Annotated in this window: 15 protein-coding genes, 1 tRNA gene and 1 pseudogene; 12 read left to right on the forward strand and 5 right to left on the reverse strand. The window is 70.9% G+C overall.

The window, feature by feature from the left end; all coding sequences use genetic code 11:
- Window positions 1-217: 217 nt before the first annotated feature.
- The 3 genes and pseudogenes from ABZ795_RS20710 to ABZ795_RS20720 all read right to left on the reverse strand — a co-directional run.
- The gene (locus ABZ795_RS20710; protein WP_357531544.1) at window positions 218-1,258 is read right to left on the reverse strand and encodes a glutathione S-transferase C-terminal domain-containing protein; all 1,041 of its coding nucleotides are present in this window, start codon (window positions 1,256-1,258) and stop codon (window positions 218-220) included.
- Window positions 1,259-1,385: 127 nt separating this feature from the next.
- Window positions 1,386-1,529: a hypothetical protein gene (locus ABZ795_RS20715; protein WP_357531597.1), complete on the reverse strand. Its 144-nt coding sequence runs from the start codon at window positions 1,527-1,529 to the stop codon at window positions 1,386-1,388.
- Between the two features lie 80 nt (window positions 1,530-1,609).
- A pseudogene (locus ABZ795_RS20720) lies at window positions 1,610-1,837 on the reverse strand (Uma2 family endonuclease); the annotation flags it as partial.
- Window positions 1,838-1,944: 107 nt separating this feature from the next.
- Here ABZ795_RS20720 and ABZ795_RS20725 point away from each other — a divergent pair.
- The 9 genes from ABZ795_RS20725 (at window position 1,945) to ABZ795_RS20765 (ending at window position 11,895) form a co-directional block, all read left to right on the forward strand.
- Window positions 1,945-2,577: an NADH-quinone oxidoreductase subunit I gene (locus ABZ795_RS20725; RefSeq protein WP_357531545.1), complete on the forward strand. Its 633-nt coding sequence runs from the start codon at window positions 1,945-1,947 to the stop codon at window positions 2,575-2,577.
- Window positions 2,574-3,134 (forward strand): NADH-quinone oxidoreductase subunit J, encoded by a 561-nt coding sequence (locus tag ABZ795_RS20730; RefSeq protein WP_357531546.1) that lies wholly within the window; start codon window positions 2,574-2,576, stop codon window positions 3,132-3,134. The genes ABZ795_RS20725 and ABZ795_RS20730 overlap by 4 nt, the downstream gene beginning before the upstream one ends.
- The gene (nuoK, locus tag ABZ795_RS20735) at window positions 3,131-3,448 is read left to right on the forward strand and encodes an NADH-quinone oxidoreductase subunit NuoK (RefSeq protein ID WP_327024002.1); all 318 of its coding nucleotides are present in this window, start codon (window positions 3,131-3,133) and stop codon (window positions 3,446-3,448) included. Before ABZ795_RS20730 ends, nuoK begins: the two co-directional genes overlap by 4 nt.
- On the forward strand, window positions 3,445-5,394 hold the full coding sequence (locus ABZ795_RS20740) for an NADH-quinone oxidoreductase subunit L (RefSeq protein ID WP_357531547.1): 1,950 nt from the start codon (window positions 3,445-3,447) through the stop codon (window positions 5,392-5,394). Before nuoK ends, ABZ795_RS20740 begins: the two co-directional genes overlap by 4 nt.
- A gap of 49 nt (window positions 5,395-5,443) precedes the next feature.
- Window positions 5,444-6,976 carry an NADH-quinone oxidoreductase subunit M gene (locus tag ABZ795_RS20745; protein WP_357531548.1) on the forward strand — a complete coding sequence of 511 codons (1,533 nt, stop codon included), beginning with the start codon at window positions 5,444-5,446 and terminating at the stop codon, window positions 6,974-6,976.
- A gap of 34 nt (window positions 6,977-7,010) precedes the next feature.
- Window positions 7,011-8,498, forward strand: a complete 1,488-nt coding sequence (locus tag ABZ795_RS20750) for a proton-conducting transporter membrane subunit (protein WP_357531549.1) — start codon at window positions 7,011-7,013, stop codon at window positions 8,496-8,498.
- Window positions 8,499-8,636: 138 nt separating this feature from the next.
- Window positions 8,637-9,509: a zinc metalloprotease HtpX gene (gene htpX, locus ABZ795_RS20755; protein ID WP_327024006.1), complete on the forward strand. Its 873-nt coding sequence runs from the start codon at window positions 8,637-8,639 to the stop codon at window positions 9,507-9,509.
- Between the two features lie 128 nt (window positions 9,510-9,637).
- Window positions 9,638-10,897 carry an MFS transporter gene (locus ABZ795_RS20760; RefSeq protein ID WP_357531550.1) on the forward strand — a complete coding sequence of 420 codons (1,260 nt, stop codon included), beginning with the start codon at window positions 9,638-9,640 and terminating at the stop codon, window positions 10,895-10,897.
- A 500-nt stretch (window positions 10,898-11,397) separates the two neighbouring features.
- A complete protein-coding gene (locus tag ABZ795_RS20765; protein WP_357531551.1) occupies window positions 11,398-11,895 on the forward strand; it encodes a hypothetical protein in 498 nt (165 codons plus the stop codon).
- A 140-nt stretch (window positions 11,896-12,035) separates the two neighbouring features.
- Here the strand turns inward: ABZ795_RS20765 and ABZ795_RS20770 are convergent, their stop codons facing one another.
- Window positions 12,036-12,530, reverse strand: coding sequence for a YajQ family cyclic di-GMP-binding protein (locus ABZ795_RS20770; protein WP_327024008.1), 495 nt, complete (start codon window positions 12,528-12,530; stop codon window positions 12,036-12,038).
- Window positions 12,531-12,678: 148 nt separating this feature from the next.
- Between ABZ795_RS20770 and ABZ795_RS20775 the strand changes: the two genes are divergently transcribed.
- From ABZ795_RS20775 to ABZ795_RS20785, 3 genes are all read left to right on the forward strand, one after another.
- Window positions 12,679-12,762 (forward strand) — tRNA-Tyr (locus ABZ795_RS20775).
- Window positions 12,763-12,907: 145 nt separating this feature from the next.
- Window positions 12,908-13,147, forward strand: coding sequence for a hypothetical protein (locus tag ABZ795_RS20780; RefSeq protein ID WP_327024012.1), 240 nt, complete (start codon window positions 12,908-12,910; stop codon window positions 13,145-13,147).
- Window positions 13,144-13,671, forward strand: a complete 528-nt coding sequence (locus tag ABZ795_RS20785) for a hypothetical protein (RefSeq protein WP_357531552.1) — start codon at window positions 13,144-13,146, stop codon at window positions 13,669-13,671. The genes ABZ795_RS20780 and ABZ795_RS20785 overlap by 4 nt, the downstream gene beginning before the upstream one ends.
- Before the next feature lie 49 nt (window positions 13,672-13,720).
- Here ABZ795_RS20785 and ABZ795_RS20790 read toward each other — a convergent pair whose 3' ends face one another.
- Window positions 13,721-14,203, reverse strand: a complete 483-nt coding sequence (locus tag ABZ795_RS20790; protein WP_357531553.1) for a DUF6882 domain-containing protein — start codon at window positions 14,201-14,203, stop codon at window positions 13,721-13,723.
- Window positions 14,204-14,990 lie beyond the last annotated feature (787 nt).

Consider the following 14,990-nt stretch of genomic DNA (forward strand, 5'->3'; position numbering starts at 1 on the left):
CGGCCGACCCCAAGGGGGTGGCCACCCGGGCCGCCTCCGGCAAGGTGCTGGGCGCCCTGGCCCCGGTGCTGCCCGAGCTGTGGGGCGGCTCCGCCCCCGCGATCTTGCACTTTTGGTCGCTCTTCTGTGGCTTTTGCCCCATTCGCGGCGACACAATGTGCAAGATCGCGGGGCTGAGGGCGGGGTGTGGGGGTGAGCGGAGGGCGTGGGTCGGGGTTTACGGGAGGGGGGTGTGGGTGGGGTCTACCGGGTCGGTGGGGGCTGGTGGGGGAGTGCCGTCGCCGAAGGGGCGGCCGCCGAGGGCTTCCCGGCCGTGTGGGGTCAGCCAGTTCGACAGGTCGGGGCCCAGGGGCACGACCCCGGTCGGGTTGATGTCCCGGTGCACCTCGTAGTAGTGCCGCTTGATGTGGTCGAAGTCGACCGTGTCGCCGAAGCCGGGGGTGGTGAACAGATCCCGGGCGTACGCCCACAGCACCGGCATCTCGGTCAGCTTCTGCCGGTTGCACTTGAAGTGCCCGTGGTACACCGGATCGAAGCGGACCAGGGTGGTGAACAGCCGGATGTCGGCCTCGGTGATGGTGTCACCGACCAGGTAACGCTGCCCGGCCAGCCGCTCGCTGAGCCAGTCCAGCCGGTCGAAGAGCCGGTGGTACGCCTTGTCGTACGCCTCCTGGCTGCCGGCGAAGCCGCACCGGTACACCCCGTTGTTGACATCGCGGAAGACCACCGCGTTGACCTCGTCGATCTCGGCCCGCAGGTGCTCGGGATACAGATCGGGGGCACCGGGCCGATGGTGCGCGGTCCACTCGGTGGACAGGTCCAGGCTCATCTGGGCGTAGTCGTTGGTCACCACCTGCCCGGTCGGCACATCCACGATGGCCGGCACGGTGATCCCCCGGGGATAGTCGGGGTAGCGGGCGAAGTAGGCCTCCTGGATGCGCTCGATGCCGAGCACCGGGTCCCGCCCGCCCTGGTCCAGGTCGAAGGTCCAGCTCCGCGCGTCGTGGGTGGGCCCGGTGACGCCCATCGACAGCACCGATTCCAACCCCAACAGCCGCCGTACGATGATCAGCCGGTTGGCCCAGGGACAGGCCCGGCTGACCACCAGCCGGTACCGTCCGGGCTCCACCGGATAGCCGTCCCGCCCGTCGGCGGTGATCCGGGTGGTGATGTAGTTCTGGTCCCGGTTGAACTCACCCCCCGGCTCCACGTACTTTCCGCCGGTCTGTCTCTGGCCCGTGTCGTTTTCCACCATCATCGCCCTGCTCCTTGCCTGTGCCGCCTGCCATGCCGCTCCCATCATGGCCGACACTTAGCCCCCTGGCCGGGCAGAAGGAGCGGAAGATCGACGGAGGCGACGAAGATCGGGCGACTACCCGGGCCCGTCAGAGGTACCAGGGCGTCAGGTGGGCCACGGACAGGTTCACCGGGAAGGGCTCACCGGTGTCGACGAACTTGGTCCACCGTCCGGTCTCGATCCGCCAGTAGTAGGGGATGCCGGCCTGGGCGTAGAGGGCCGGCTTGAGCACCCGGTCGATCGAGCGGGTGCTCGGCGTTGGGCCGCCGGTGCGGTGATGACCAGGACGTCCGGGATGAAGGAACGGGTTCGGTTGATCCGCACCTCGACCCCCTGGGTGACCTCGTACTCGTCCGGGCACTCCGCTTCGAGCGCGACGCCGAGGCGCATGGCGATGGTCTGGTGGGCGGCGGGGGAGGGGGACACGAGCAGCACCCCATCGAGCAGTTCGCGGCGGCGGCCGTCGTCGGGCAGGGCGTCGAGGTCGTCCGTCGTCCACTCGCCCGACGGCGGTTGGTCGTCGTGCAGCGCGGCGGTCATCTGACGGGTCCTTTCCGATGTGTCGTTTCCTCCCCGTGGTCACGGTACTAACGGCAGAGCCCGGGTGGTGGTCGCGCGCGCCGTGCCCACAGGGCAGGATGTTCGACATGAGCGAGCGTGAGCGAGCGGACGATCGGCTCGGCGAGCGAGGCGAGTCGGCGGGGGTGCCGGGCAGCGGGCTGGTCAAGGGGCTGGCGGTCACGCTCAAGACGATGACGAAGCGGTCCACCACCCAGCAGTATCCGGACGTGGCTCCCGAGCTGCCGCCCCGCTCACGTGGGGTGATCGCCCTGCTGGAGGAGAACTGCACGGTCTGCATGCTCTGCTCCCGGGAGTGTCCGGACTGGTGCATCTACATCGACTCGCACAAGGAGGAGGTGGTGGTGCCCGGCGCCGCCCGCCCCCGCCAGCGCAATGTACTTGACCGGTTCGACATCGACTTCTCGCTCTGCATGTACTGCGGCATCTGCATCGAGGTCTGCCCCTTCGACGCCCTCTACTGGTCGCCGGAGTTCGAGTACGCCGAGTACGACATCAAGGATCTGCTGCACGACAAGGATCACCTGGGCGAGTGGATGGCGACCGTACCGCCGCCACCGGCGCACGACCCCAACGGTGAGCCCGCCAAGGAGGAGACCGCCGCCGCGCGCAAGGCCGCGATCCCCGCCGCGCCCGCCGCCCGTCCGACCGCCCCGCCGGTACGCCCCGAGCCGGCACCCGGGGAAGGTGCTTCCGAGTGACCGGGGTGGACGCGCTGCTGCTCGCCCTGGGGGCGGTGGCCGTCGGGTCCGGGGTGTTGGTGGTGTCGACCCGGCACCTGGTCCGCGCCGGGCTCTACCTGGTCACCTGTCTGGGGGCGGTGGCCGGGATGTATCTGGTGCTCACCGCCGAGCTGGTGGCCTGGGTGCAGGTGCTGATCTATGTGGGCGCGGTCGTGGTGCTGCTGCTGTTCGCGGTGATGCTGACCCGCGCCCCGATCGGCGCCTCGGACGATCTGGACCGTCCGGGCTGGCCGGCCGCCCTGATCGGCGGCGGGGTCGGGCTGGGGCTGGCCGCCCTGCTGATCGACGCGTACCGCTGGACCAAGGTGGAGTTGCCCGAGGCGGGCACCGCCGAGCGCATCGGTGAGCAGGTCTTCGCCAGTTGGGTGCTGCCCTTCGAGGTGCTGTCGATCCTGCTGCTGTCCGCGCTGGTCGGCGCGATCGTGCTGTCCCGCCCGGACATCGGCCGCACCGCGGAGGGCCGGGGCCAGCCGGTCGAGCGGACCGGCTCGGGTGGCGCGGGAGGAGCCCGGTGAGACCGGTCATCCCGTACGTCACGGCCGCCCTGCTGTTCGGCCTGGGGGTGTACGGCGTACTGCGGCGACGCAACGCGGTGCTGGTGCTGATGGGGGTCGAGCTGATGCTCAACGCGGTGAACCTGATCCTGATCACCGCGGACACCACCACCCGGGCCCTGCTGCCGCACAGTGGCCAGGTCTTCGCCCTCTTCGTGATCGTGTTGGCGGCGGCCGAGATCGGGGTGGGGCTGGCGATCGTGCTCCAGCTCTATCGGATGCGGGCCAGTGTCGCCGTCGACGAGGTGCCGCTGGAGCGGGAGGGTCAGCGGTGAGCACCACGACCCTGCTGGGTGTCCTGCTGCCGGTCGTACCCCTGGTCGCCGGTCTGGGCGGCCTGCTGCTGCCACCGGCGGGGCCGGGTGCCTCGGACGGCCGGGGTGCCGCCCGACGGGCCGCCGTGGCCCTGGGGGTGGCCGGTGCGGCCGGGGCGCTGGTGTTGGCGGTGGCCCTGCTGGTGACCCTGGAGGCCCCGGCGGAGTCCTCGACCACCTGGATCCGCTTCGGCGACCTCACGGTCACCCTGGGGGTACGCCTGGACGGCGCCGCCGCCCTGGTAGCCGTGGCGGTGGCGGCCGTGGCCCTGGCCGTGCAGGTCTACTCCGTCGGCTACCTGGCCCGGGGTCCGCACGACGACACGGACGTCGACCACCGCTACCCGCCGTACGCGGCACAGATCAGCCTCTTCACCGCCGCCATGCTGCTGGTGGTGGTCTCCGGGGACCTGATCATGCTGCTGGTCGGCTGGGAGGTGATGGGCATCTGCTCCTACCTGCTGATCGCCCATGACCGGCGGCTGCCGCAGGCCCCGGCCGCCGCCCAGAAGGCCTTCCTGGTGACCCGGGTCGGCGACGTGGGGTTCCTGCTCGGCATCGCCCTGCTCGGCGTCTCGGCGGGCAGCTTCCGGATCGCCGAGGTGCTGGCCCACGACCACGGCACCACCACCCTGACCGCCGCCGGTCTGCTGCTACTGGCCGGGGTGGCCGGCAAGAGCGCCCAGTTCCCGCTGCACACCTGGCTGCCGGACGCGATGGCCGGCCCCACCCCGATCTCCGCCCTGATCCACGCCGCCACCATGGTGGCCGCCGGGGTGTACGCCCTGACCCGGCTGTGGCCGCTGTTCCAGGCCACTGCCACGGTGCTGGCCGTGCTCGGGGTGATGGCCTCGGTGACTCTGCTGCTCGGGGCCCTGGCCGCCACCGCCCAGGACGACCTCAAACGGGTACTGGCCTGGTCGACGGTCTCCCAACTCGGCTACATGACCGGGGCGCTGGCCGTCGGCTCCCCGCCCGCCGCCCTGTTCCACCTGCTCACCCACGCCGCCTTCAAGGCCCTGCTGTTCCTCGCCGCCGGGGTGGTCATCCATGCCCTGGGCACTGCGGCGATGTCCCGGATGGGCGGGCTGCGGCACACCATGCCGGTCACCTTCTGGTGCACCCTGATCGGGCTGGGCGCGCTGGCCGGGGTGCCCCCGCTCTCCGGGTTCTGGAGCAAGGAGGGGGTGCTGGCCGCCGCCGAGGAGGCCGCCCTGCACGGCGAGGGTTCGGCCCCGGCCTGGGTGGGTTGGCTGGTCTGGCTGGCCGGGCTGGTCGGGGTGGCCGTCACAGCCTGGTACGCCACCCGTCTGCTGCTGCGGACCTTCTTCGGCACCCTCCGCACCCCCTCGGCCCACCCGCACGATCCGCCTGCCCTGCTGCGTTGGCCGGTGCTGGCGTTGACCGTGCCGGCGGCCCTGCTCGGCCTGGCCGGCTTCCCCGGCTGGTTCGCCACCCAACTGCAACGCACCACCCCGGTCGACGCCGAGGGGGTGTCGGATCTGCTGCCCCCGGAGGGGCTGATCCACCTCACCCCGACCGTCCTGCTGCCCCTGGCGTTGCTGCTGCTCGGGGCCGGGCTGGCCTGGGCCGGTTGGCGTCGGGACACCGCCGCCGACCCGGCGGCGGCGCTGGGCCCGCTGCGGCCGGTCTTCGCCCGCGCCTTCCGCCTGGACGAGGCCCAGCACACCCTGGTGGTACGCCCCATGACCGCCCTCGGTCGGGCCGCGCGGGTGGCCGACGAGCGGGTCGTCGACGGTGCGGTCACCGGCACCGGTCGGGGCGCGGCTGCCGTGGGCGGTGGCCTGGCCACCCTGCACCGGTCGGCCCTGCCTCGCGCCGTCGCTGCGGTGCTCGCCGGTGCGCTGCTGATCGCCCTGGCCGCCACCCTGATCGGAGCGATGTGATGAGCCGCGGAGCAGGCACGGGCCGGGCCTCGCGGATCGGAGCCTGCTGATGAGCCTAGGTGAGTTCCTGCTGGTAGCGGTTCTGGCGGTGCCGATGCTCGGGGCCCTGGCGGTGGCGGTGATCCCCCGGGACCTGCCCGCCCGGGTGGCCGGTACGGTGGCCGCCGCCCTGACCCTGGTGGCGGCCCTGGCCCTGGCCGTCGACCGGTCCAGCGGCTGGACGGCCTACTCGGCGACCCCACCGGCGGTACGCCCCTGGCACGCCTTGGACCTGCCCTGGGTGCCCGGCCTGGACCTGCGGTTCCACCTGGGGGTGGACGGCATCTCCTGGCCCCTGGTGGTGCTGACCGCCCTGCTCACCCTGCTCTGCTGCGGGTACACCTGCTGGCGGGTGCCGCCCGGCGGCAGCGGACGGGCCCTGGTGGCCCTGCTGCTGGTGGTGGAGGTCGGCATCCTGGGCACCTTCCTGGCCCTGGACCTGGTGCTGTTCTTCCTCTTCTTCGAGGTCGTCCTGCTGCCGATGTACGCGATCATCGTCGGCTGGGGTGGTGACGGCACCGACCCGGCGGCGGTGGCGGCGCGGCGTCGGGCGGCCCGCAAGTTCGCCCTCTACACCCTGTTCGGTTCGGTGCTGCTGCTGGTCGGGGTCTATGTGGTGGTGGCCGCCGCCGGTACCGCCGACATGGTCACGTTGACCGGGGGCACCGGGCTGTCCCGGGGCACCCAGTTGGCCGCCTTCACCCTGCTGGCGGTGGCCTTCGCGGTGAAGAGCCCGCTCTGGCCGCTGCACTCCTGGCTGCCGGACGCCCACACCCAGGCCCCCACGGTCGGCAGTGTGCTGCTCGCCGGGGTGCTGCTCAAGATGGGCACCTACGGCCTGATCCGGGTAGCCGTCGGGGTGGCCCCGGAAGGGGCCCGCTGGGCGGCACCGGTGCTGGGGGTCCTGGCCGTAGCGGCCATCCTGATCGGGTCGCTGGTGTGTCTGGCGCAGACCGAGCTGAAGCGGCTCATCGCGTACTCCAGCGTGGGGCACATGGGGTTCGTGCTGCTCGGCATCGCCACCCTGACCGCCACCGGCATCCAGGCGGCGCTGATCGGCAATGTCGCCCACGGCATCATCACCGGCCTGCTGTTCTTCCTGGCCGGGGCGATCAAGGACCGGACCCACACCGGGGCGCTGCGCGACCTGTCCGGGTTGCGGGAGACCGCCCCTCGGCTGTCCGGGCTGCTGGCCTTCGCGGCGGTCGCCTCGCTGGGGCTGCCCGGCCTGGCCGGGTTCTGGGGGGAGGCCTTCGCTGTGGTCGCCGCCGTCCAGGTGGGCGGCCCGCTGTGGATCACCCTGGCGGTGCTGGCCGCGTTCGGGGGTGCGTTGACGGCGGGGTACCTGCTGCGGTTGTTGCGGCAGGTCACCCACGGTGCTCCGACGCCTGCGGTGGCCGGGCTGAAACCGGGGCTGGCCGGGGCCGAACTGGTCGCCTGGACGCCGCTGGTGCTGCTGGCCCTGGCCGTCGGGTTGGCACCGACCCTGGTGCTGGGTGTCGCCGAGGCGCCGGTGACCGCCCTGGTGGAGGTCCTGCGATGACGACGACCCGGGACCGGGCCGACGGGAGGCAGCCGTGAGCAGGGTGCAGAGCGTCGACAGTGTGGCGCTGCTACCGGCGTACCTGGCCGCCGGGACGGCCGTGCTGGCGCTCCTGGTCGACCTGGTGCTGGCCCGCCGGGCGGCGACGATCGTGGCCACGGCCACCGGTGCACTCGCCACCCTCGTCGCGGCCGTCGCGGTGGGGGCCGGAGGCGAACGCCGTACCTTCTGCGTCGGGGCCGACTGCTCGTACGTCTTCGGTGGGCGGGCCGCGCTGGTGGCCGGGCTGGTGGCGCTGCTGGTGCTCGGGGTGTTGGCGCTGTCCGGGCCGCTGCTGCGCGACGGGGTGACCCCGGTGGGGGAGTTCTGCTTCCTGCTGGCCTGCTCGATGACCGGTGGCGTGGTGCTCGGCGCGGCCGGGGACCTGATCACCCTGATTGTGGCCCTGGAGGCCCTGACCCTGCCGCTGTACGTCCTGGTCGGGCTGCGCCGGGGGAGCCTGGCCAGTGCCGAGGCGGCGGTGACCTTCTTCGTGGTCAGCGTGGTGGCCACCACCCTGACCCTGCTCGGCGCGGCGCTGCTCTACGCGGCCACCGGCAGCCTGCGCCTGGAACGGCTGGGCGTGACCCTGGCCGACCGCTCGGAGTTGCTGGACCTGCCGCTGACCACGGTAGCGGTGGTCCTGGTGCTGGCCGGGCTGGCCTTCAAGGTGGCCGCGGTGCCGTTCCACGCCTGGGCCCCGGCCACCTACGACGGGGCCCCGCTGCCGGTGGCCGCGTACCTGTCGACCGCCTCGAAGCTCGGTGGTGTGGTCGCCCTGCTGGCCGTGGTGCAGCACGCTCTGCCGCCCAGTGTCGCCGGGCCGGTGCTGGCCCTGGTCGCCGCGCTGACCATGACCGTGGGCAACCTGGTGGCCCTGCGTCAGCGGCGTACCGTGCGGCTGTTGGCCTGGTCCTCGGTGGCCCAGGCGGGCTACATCCTGGCCCCCCTCGGTGCCCTGGCCCTGGCCGATGTCGAGGCCCGCTCCGCCGCGTACGCCGCCGCCCTGGCGTACGCCGTCTTCTTCGTGTTGTTGGAGTTGGCCGCCTTCGCCGGGGTGGTGGCCCTGCGCCCGGCCGGGGCGGACGGCGGGCAGTTGGACGACCTGCGCGGGGCGGCCCGGCGGCATCCCTGGGTCGGTACGGGCCTGGCCTTCGCCCTGATCGGGCTGGCCGGTCTGCCCCCCGGGCTGGCCGGGTTGTTCGCCAAGGTGACCGTGGTGCGGTCGCTGCTCGGCGGGGAGGCGGCCTGGCTGGCCCTGCTGGTGGCCCTGAACGCGGTAGTCGGCCTGGCCTACTACCTGCGCTTCGCCGCCCTGCTGTACGCCCCGGCCGACAGCGCCCCGAACGACAAGGCCCACGGCACCCCCGCGGTGGCGGTGCGGCCGGCCCGGCTGGTGGCCGCCGCCCTGGCCGTGGCGACCGCCCTGGCCGTGCTGGTCGGCTTCGCACCGCAACTGGTGCTCGATCTCACCGGGAGCTGAATCCGCTCCGACCTGCCGTTTCATTCCCGAACATGACTGTCATTCAGGTAACTCTCAGTCATGAGACGGATGGTTGACGGGTACCGGGTTGTTGTACCGGTCAACGGATCCAGGCATCCGTGCACCGAAGGAGTGATCGTGCACCACAACCGTCTGAAGACCGCCGCGCTGCTCGGCCTGCTCACCTCGCTGATCCTGGCGGTGGGCTACTGGTTCGGCGGCAGTGGCGGCCTGGTCATCGCCGTCGTCATCTCGCTGGTGATGAACGGTGTCACCTACTTCTACTCCGACAAGCTGGCGCTGCGCTCGATGCGGGCGCAACCGGTCAGCGAGGCACAGTTCCCCGAGCTGTACCACATGGTGCGTGAGTTGGCGGCCGAGGCGCGGCAGCCGATGCCCCGGCTCTACATCAGCCCGACCGCCCAGCCCAACGCGTTCGCCACCGGCCGTAACCCGCAGAACGCGGCGGTCTGCGTGACCCAGGGAATCGTCCAACTGCTCGACTACCGGGAGTTGCGGGGCGTCATCGGCCACGAGCTGTCACACGTCTACAACCGGGACATCCTTATCTCCAGCGTGGCCGCCGGCCTGGCCGGCATCATCACCATGGTGGCCAACCTGGCTCTGTTCATCCCGCTCGGCGGCAACGACGAGGACAGCCCGAACCCGATCGTGCTGCTGCTCACCATCATCCTGGGCCCGATCGCGGCGAGCATCATCCAGTTGGCGATCAGCCGCAGCCGGGAGTTCCAGGCGGACGCCTCCGGGGCCGAACTCACCCGTGACCCCTTGGCCCTGGCCAGCGCGCTGCGGAAGATCCACATGGGGGCCCAGCGTCGGCCCCTGCCGGCCGAGGGGCAGCTCACCAGCACCGCCCACCTGATGATCGCCAACCCCTTCAAGGGCGGTGGAGTCGCGGCGATGTTCGCCACCCACCCGCCGATGGAACAGCGGGTCGCCCGGCTGGAGGAGATGGCCCGCAACATGGGCCCGGTCCGCTACCAGCGCTGACCTGCGCCAACCTCTCGCCGCCCGTGCCGGGTCCATCCGGCGCGGGCGGCACCCTATTGGGTTGCGGGCCAGCCGGGCAGCGTTAGGGTTCAAACCGCTCTCACTCATTACACTTGTGGAGGTCCTCGGTGGCTGGTCTGCGCCGTTACCTGGGCGTTTGGCACCTTCCCGGGGCGCCGACCCTGTTGATCACCGGCATCATCGGGCGACTCGGGATCGGCATGACCCCGCTGGCCCTGCTGCTGGTCATCGAGGAGGTCACCGGCCGCTACTCGCTGGCCGCCCTGGCCGGTGGGGCCTACGCCCTGGCCGGCGCCGCCCTGAGCCCGGTGGCCGGGCGCGTCGCCGACCGCATCGGCCCCACCCCGGTACTGATCGGCACCGCGATCGCCCACCCCCTGGCCCTGATCGGCCTGCTCTGGTCGGCCCGCTCCGAGCAGACCCCCTTCGCCCTGGTCCTGGTCGCCGCCGCCGTGGCCGGCGCCACCTACCCCCCGCTGACCGCCGCCATCCGAGGCGCCTGGAACGACCTGACCAGCGTCGCCTCCGGCCGGTACCACCTGCGCAACACCGCCCTGGCCGCGGAGACCACCCTGTTCGAGGTCGTCTTCGTGCTCGGCCCCCTGCTGGTCGCCGGCTTCGTCATGTTCGCCGACGCCGGGGCCGCCCTGATCGGCTCAGCCGTGGTGACCCTCTTCGGCACCGTGGCCGTGGCGCTCGGCCAGACCATGCGCGGCTGGCAGCCGCACTCCCGGGACCACCGCACCCGAGGACTGGGCCCGCTGCGGCTCGGCGGATTCCCGGCCCTGCTGCTCTGCGTGGCCAGCCTAGGCATCGCCTTCGGTGCGGCCGGGGTCACCGTGCCCGCCTTCGCCACCCGCTACACCGCCGACGACCCGGACAGCCTGGCCGGGATACTCCTGGCCGTCTGGGGCATCGGCAGCGCGGTAGGCGGCTTCTGGTTCGGAATCCGCCGCCCGGCCCCCAACATGACCCGACAGTTCGCCTGGCTACTGACGGCGGTGGCGGGCAGCTTCGTCGTCTTCGCCGTGATGCCCACCCCCCTGGCCCTCGGCGCCGCCCTGATCGTCGGCGGGGCCACCATCGCACCGGCCCTGACCCTGGAGAACACCCTGGTCGGGCGGATCTCCCCGGCCGGCATGCTGAACGAGGCGTACACCTGGGTGGTCACCATGTCCGTCGGGGCCAGCGCCGCCGGTGGCGCGGTGGCCGGCCTGATCATCGACCACGCCGGTGGGGTGCCCTGGGCCTTCCTGTTCGCCGGTGCGGCGGTCGCCGCCGGGGCCGCCATCGCCGCCCTGCCCGCCGGCCCCATCGCCCGAGCAGAAGCCGCCTCCGTACGCGTGGAAACCCCCGCCCCGGTCTGACCGGGGCGCCGGTGGGTATCACCGAGGCATGTTCGCCTTCTTCTCGAACCGTCTCGGCTGCCTGGGCTCGATCGTGGTCAGCGCCATCGGCACCATCGTGCTCCTGCTGATCTTCAACCGCTGACCCCGCCGCTGGGTGGACAAGGTCGAGCGCGGCGTCCGCTCCCTGGAACGGGTGTCGACCATCCGGGACATCGCCGCCGTCCTGCGCGTCGACGCCGCCACCCTGCTCGGACACGACGAGCAGCCCGCCGAACTGGTCGACCGCAGCGCGGGCGTCGCCCGGATCAGGGCGGCGCTGTCCGCGTACGAGATATCACTGGGCCGTCCCGCCGGTGGCCGGCCGCTGATGTCGCCGCAGCGACTGGACCAGGAGCTTGCGCACGCCTGGAGCACCTACCAGCACGCCCGGTACCCCCACCTGGTCGAGCTGCTGCCGACACTGTTGACCGAGGTTCACCGCGCACGCCCAGGCACCCCAGGGATGCCGGGCTGCGCTGGTGGAGGCGTACCGGATCACCGCGGCCCTGCTGGTCAAGCTGGGCGAGAGGAGCCTCGCCTGGTTGGCCGCGGACCGGGCGATGTCCGCCGCGACCGGCGACCGGATCCTGGTGGCGTGCGCGGCGGTGCAGCTCGGTCAGGCGCTACCGGCCTCGACGAGGGCCAGGCCGGTGATGCTCGCCGCCGCCTACCAGGCCGCACCCCCCGACCTCGACGCCGGTACGCCCCAGGAGCTGTCCCTGTGCGGCGCCCTGCTGCTGCAAGCGGCGACGATGGCGGCCCGATCAGGCGACGAGCGGGCCACGGCCGAGTTGCTGGACGAGGCGGCGGACATGGCCGGCGACACCCGGCAAGCCGTCACCCGACACCAGAAAATCATCGGGTACGACGGCTGGCGCTGCCTACCCGTCGAACGCCGAGCCGCGCACCTGATCGAGGTGGCCCGCGCCTACCTGCACGCTGAGGCCCCCGGCGCGGCGGCCCGCGTCCTGCTGTAAGCCGACCAGATCGCACCAGCCGAGGTACGGCCACCGCCCAGCGGGTCGCGAAACAGTCGCCCAGGTCGCCCGTGACCCGGACGCCCCCACCACGATCACCCAACTAGCCCTGACCCTAGGTCTGCTCCGTCCGTGACTGCCTAGCGGTAGTTGGTGAACTGGAGGGCGACCCCGAAGTCCTCCGCCTTGAGCAGGGTGATGACGGCCTGAAGGTCGTCCTTCTTCTTGCCTGTCACCCGAAGCTGGTCGCCCTGGATCTGCGCCTGTACGCCCTTGGGCCCCTCGTCGCGGATCTTCTTGCTGATCGCCTTGGCCTTCTCCTGGTCGATGCCCTGCACCACCTTGGCGTCGATCTTGAAGATCTTGCCCGACGAACGAGGATCGCCCGCGTCCAGCGACTTCAGCGAGATGTTCCGCTTGATCAGCTTCTCCCGGAAGACCTCCAGCGCGGCCCGTACCCGCTCCTCGGTCTCCGCCTGGAGGCTGATCGCCTCCTCGCCCGACCAGGAGATCTCCGCACCCGTACCCCGGAAGTCGAACCGCGTCGCAAGCTCCTTCTCTGCCTGGCGAAGGGCGTTGTCGACCTCCTGGCGGTCAACCTTGCTGACGATGTCGAACGACGGGTTCGCTGCCATGCTCATACTCCTGCTGTCCGGCTGTTTGTGATCGTTTGCCCCTGGATGACCAGGGGCGCGACCCCCTGACGGTACCCGGTTGCGGCGAAGCCAGTAGGAACCGCTATCCTTGCTTCCGCCGCCGCACCACGGTGCGGAGGTGTGCCCTGGCGGGTTGCCCGAGCGGCCAATGGGAGCGGACTGTAAATCCGTCGCGAAAGCTACAGAGGTTCGAATCCTCTACCCGCCACCAGGTGCAGAAGCGGCCCCTGACCAGCAGAGATGCTGATCAGGGGCCGATCACGTTGGTCTCACTGGCTGTGTCGCATGCGTTCGCCGCTTTGTCCTTGCACCGTCCGGGGGCGGCACGCCAGTGCCTCGGGGCCGAGAATGTTGTCATGGACATGGAGCGTGCGCGAGAACTCGCCGTCGCAGAGTTCGCCGGGCGGCTTGGCGGCGGGTGGAACCAAGCATGGGAGCTTGCCGGCTCGCGGCAGGACTCCGTGAGAACCCTCGACGGAGTCAAGACGCACATTGTCTTTGACTTCGCTCCCCGAGACATGACCGACCACGGCGCGCTTCGCACGCTGTCGATCGCGGTGGATCCGCAGACTGGTATTGCAGACATGCTGCGGTGAGCGCCGGGGCTGGACGTGGGCAGACCTGGCGCGAGGATCTGCGGGAGGCGGTCGCCTCCGCAGTGCTCGACTTCGAAGACCGCTACGGGTACCCGCCGGGCGAGAACGTCGTCCGCGAGCCGGACCCGATCGCTGCTGTCCGTCCCGCGATCCCCGACGACCTCGTGGACCTGTACGCAACGGTCGGTGCCGTCGACCTACCGGACATCGGTAACGGGTTCTTCCTGCACACGGCCTCGGACGTGGCCCACACCCACGAGTCACGCGACCTCCGGCACGTACGTGGCCGCCATGTCGCCGACGTTGTCGTATTCGCCAGCGATGGCGGCGGCACCCAGTACGCGTTAGCCACGCCCGCCGGTTCACCCGTCTACCGACTCCCACCGAGCCTGGTCCTCGACGGCATCTACACCTCAGAAGACCCGCGCTTCGATGTAGCCGCCCCGGACCTGCCCACCTTCCTCGACCGCTTGCTCCACGCCGTGCAGACGTTCGCTGCGTCGAGCGAACCGCCGAACTTGTGATCGTGCGGCATGTTCATCGACGCCGCCCGCCCTCGCTGGAGTCGCCCCTTCAGACACGGCGCAGATCGTGAATGGCGAAATGCAGGTCCAGTTCGTCGCCGGGCTCGAACCATAGGCCTTCGGCCGCCAGCACGTCGGCAGCGACGATCCTGGCCTGCGCCACCGGCTTCTGCTCGGCACGGAAGCTCGGCGACATCAACAAGGGGAATGAGCGTTCTTCTCCGTAGCGGCGAACGTCGGTGATGTCACCGAGCACCGCCGGTGGGAGTGAGTCGTTGGCCCAGGACCACAACCATGTCTGCTGGACGTGGTCCACGCTGCCGATCATCGTGATTCGGCCGTGGAGGGAGTCCCGGCCGTCGCGTGACCAGGAGATGGTGGCGTCGTCCATCGACCAGTGGTACTGCACATCGCCGCTGAGCCCGTGGTCGGAGACCATCGCTGCATGCCGCTGCCCGACCCTGTCGCGGGCCGCCGAGACGAGCGACTCCCACAACTCATGGTCATGTGCAGCTTGTTCCCCGTGACCCATGACCCTCCCGCCTTCGCGGCACAGCCCGCACAGCCGGGGCGGCCAGACCCTACCGATTCGCCAGCTCGCCGTACCAGCGGTCCCGCGCTCGCTGCTGCGCCGCGGTCCGATGTGGTTGCTGTCGACAGTTGCCCGCCGGCCCCCGTGCTAGGAACGGCGATTGGCCGGTGCGCTGCTGATGTCCTGTTCTCCTCGGTAGGGCTGGCTTGTTCCGCAGCCCCAGCGGCAGTCGCAGACTGTCTGTGCCGGCCACTGGCTGTGTGTGGCGACAGGTCGGAGAAGTGGGCGAGGGCTTCTGCTGGTCTCAGCACATCCTCATGGCCGCTTCAACAGTGTATTTCCTGACTGAGCGGTTGAATCATCCATTCATGGGGGTGACTGAACTGGTTCGTCACGCCTACTCTGGTCGTGGTCGGCTGAGCCTGGCTGTCGGTAGTGGCGTCGGGTCGTCGGGGCGGGCGGCGGCCGGGAGGGGGAGGCGGACGTCGGGGGTGTATTGACTGGACGTCCGTGATGATGTTATAGAGCACTATCGATAAAAATCATTGACCGGAAGGTGGGTCCGCTAGACCCGCTAAGCCGTCTAAGTAACCTATGCGCGGTTGGTGTGTTCTTCCGGCAGGCGGTGGTGATGGCGCCCCTGACCTGGTCGAAAGTGGTGCGACGGGGAACGTATGGGCAATGTCGGGCGACAACCCGACCGACATCGGGTTTGTGAACTTTCCACCGCCCGGCTGGCTGTGGCACCATCGGATAGCCCCGTTACGCACATCCGTCACCCCGCCAG

The organism is Micromonospora sp. NPDC047134 (assembly GCF_040643455.1).
Taxonomy (GTDB): domain Bacteria; phylum Actinomycetota; class Actinomycetes; order Mycobacteriales; family Micromonosporaceae; genus Micromonospora.

Coding starts and splice junctions, on each gene's coding strand:
- ABZ795_RS20710 (WP_357531544.1), bottom strand. CDS start 1,258: ATGATGGTGGAAAACGACACGGGCCAGAGACAGACCGGCGGAAAGTAC.
- ABZ795_RS20725 (WP_357531545.1), top strand. CDS start 1,945: ATGAGCGAGCGTGAGCGAGCGGACGATCGGCTCGGCGAGCGAGGCGAG.
- ABZ795_RS20745 (WP_357531548.1), top strand. CDS start 5,444: ATGAGCCTAGGTGAGTTCCTGCTGGTAGCGGTTCTGGCGGTGCCGATG.
- ABZ795_RS20770 (WP_327024008.1), bottom strand. CDS start 12,530: ATGGCAGCGAACCCGTCGTTCGACATCGTCAGCAAGGTTGACCGCCAG.
- ABZ795_RS20780 (WP_327024012.1), top strand. CDS start 12,908: ATGGACATGGAGCGTGCGCGAGAACTCGCCGTCGCAGAGTTCGCCGGG.
- ABZ795_RS20790 (WP_357531553.1), bottom strand. CDS start 14,203: ATGGGTCACGGGGAACAAGCTGCACATGACCATGAGTTGTGGGAGTCG.